The following is a 2,551-nucleotide window of genomic DNA, read 5'->3' as shown; positions in this document are numbered from 1 at the left end:
ATTTAAAGGAGGTAGCAAATACCTCCTTTTTTTTATTCTGTTATTGAATCCAGTGAGTTAGCCCCCATATACTCGGTAATCAGTTGAAGCGGAAGAGAGAATAATATGAACTTGGAACGTTCCGAGCGTATCGAGATCCCCGTACTACCTCTACGTGACGTGGTGGTTTATCCTCACATGGTCATTCCTTTGTTTGTTGGCAGAGAAAAATCCATCCAATGCCTTGAAGCGGCGATGGATAACAACAAGCAAGTGTTACTTGTGGCACAAAAGCAAGCGGAAACCGACGAACCGAAAATTGAAGATCTTTTTGAAGTCGGGACAGTTGCAACGATTTTACAACTTCTGAAATTACCTGACGGTACCGTGAAAGTGTTGGTTGAAGGCCAACAGCGAGCGAAAATTGATCGCTTCATCGAGCGTGAATTTTTCTCCGCAGAAGCGCAGTATCTTGTCACTCCTGAGTTGGATGATAAAGAGCAGGAAGTCGTCGTTCGCAGCGCAATCAACCAATTTGATGGTTTTATCAAACTCAACAAGAAAATCCCGCCTGAAGTATTAACGTCGTTAAATGGGATTGATGAAGCAGCGCGTTTGGCTGATACCATCGCCGCTCACATGCCATTGAAATTGATTGAAAAACAAAAAGTTCTCGAAATTGTTGATGTCAGTGAACGTTTGGAATTTTTAATGGGACAAATGGAAGCGGAGATCGATCTATTACAGGTTGAAAAACGCATTCGTGGTCGCGTTAAAAAGCAGATGGAAAAATCTCAGCGTGAGTATTACCTCAACGAGCAGATGAAAGCGATTCAGAAAGAATTAGGTGAGATGGATGACGCACCTGATGAATTTGAAATGCTGAAGAAGAAGATTGACGATTCCAAAATGCCGCAGGAAGCGCGCCAAAAAACGGAACAAGAGCTGCAGAAATTAAAGATGATGTCTCCAATGTCTGCAGAAGCAACCGTTGTGCGTAGCTATATTGATTGGATGGTCAATGTTCCTTGGGCAAAACGTTCAAAAGTTAAGAAAGATTTGGCAAAAGCTGAAGAGATTTTAAATGCCGATCACTACGGTTTAGATCGTGTCAAAGAGCGTATTTTAGAATATCTCGCGGTACAAAGTCGTATCAACAAGCTGAAAGGGCCAATTTTGTGTCTTGTTGGTCCCCCGGGCGTTGGTAAAACGTCTCTTGGCCGCTCGATAGCGGCGGCAACAGGTCGACAATATACCCGTATGGCGTTAGGTGGAGTGCGTGATGAAGCAGAAATTCGTGGTCACCGCCGTACTTACATCGGTTCTCTTCCGGGTAAGTTGATTCAAAAAATGGCGAAAGTTGGCGTGAAAAACCCACTGTTCCTGCTTGATGAAATCGACAAAATGTCTTCAGATATGCGTGGTGACCCATCTTCCGCATTGTTGGAGGTGCTTGACCCTGAACAAAATAGCACCTTTAACGATCACTATTTAGAAGTGGACTATGACTTGTCTGATGTCATGTTTGTTGCGACATCAAACTCAATGAACATCCCAGGTCCGCTGCTTGACCGTATGGAAGTTATCCGCCTTTCCGGATATACAGAAGACGAAAAGCTGAATATTGCTAAACGCCATCTAGTGACTAAGCAAGTTGAGCGGAATGGTTTGAAGCCTCATGAAATTGTTATCGAAGATTCAGCCATCATTGGTATTATCCGTTATTACACACGTGAGGCGGGCGTACGAAGCTTAGAGCGAGAGATTTCAAAAATTTGCCGTAAAGCGGTGAAGAAAATCTTGTTGAATAAAGACGTAAAAACCGTGGTAGCCAACCAAGAGAATTTAAAAGAGTTTCTAGGTGTGCAACGTTGTGATTTTGGCAAAGCCGACGACAGTAACCAAATTGGCCAAGTTACGGGTTTAGCATGGACAGAAGTAGGCGGTGATTTGCTGACTATTGAAACCGAATCAATGCCTGGCAAAGGCAAGTTGACGCAAACTGGTTCTCTGGGCGAGGTGATGCAAGAATCCATTCAGGCTGCGATGACTGTGGTTCGCGCACGCGCCGAGAAATTAGGGATTAACGCTGATTTCTATGAAAAGCGTGACATTCACGTTCACGTGCCAGAAGGCGCAACACCAAAAGATGGCCCAAGCGCGGGTATTGCTATGTGTACGGCGCTTGTCTCTAGCTTGACGGGTAATCCTGTGAAAGCGGAAGTCGCGATGACGGGTGAGATAACGTTGCGTGGTGAAGTATTACCTATCGGTGGTTTGAAAGAAAAACTGCTCGCAGCACATCGTGGTGGTATCACCACCGTATTGATCCCAAAAGAGAATGAGCGTGATTTGGAAGAGATCCCTGCAAATGTGATTGCTGATCTAAAAGTCATTCCCGTTCAATGGATTGATGAAGTTTTGAAGATCGCACTTGAACGAGACCCTTCTGGGGTTGAATTTGAAGCTAAAAAATAGTGATGTGCAGCAAAAATAAGTAAAAGATCACGCTGATAGGCTTAAAAAGGCTTGTCAGCGTTTTTTTTGGGCGCTAACGTAAGCCCCTATAGCT

The 2,551-nt window shown here is 44.3% G+C and carries 1 protein-coding gene; it reads left to right on the top strand.

Features of this window, described 5'->3' with window-relative positions; genetic code table 11:
* Window positions 1-105 precede the first annotated feature (105 nt).
* Window positions 106-2,457, top strand: a complete 2,352-nt coding sequence (gene lon / locus B9J87_RS01845) for an endopeptidase La (RefSeq protein ID WP_088728763.1) — start codon at window positions 106-108, stop codon at window positions 2,455-2,457.
* Window positions 2,458-2,551 lie beyond the last annotated feature (94 nt).

The organism is Vibrio sp. V19_P1S1T109 (assembly GCF_002241375.1).
In the GTDB taxonomy this organism is placed as follows: domain Bacteria; phylum Pseudomonadota; class Gammaproteobacteria; order Enterobacterales; family Vibrionaceae; genus Vibrio; species Vibrio anguillarum.
Note: the sequence above shows the minus strand (reverse complement) of the source record. Positions and strands in the feature narration are given on the sequence as shown.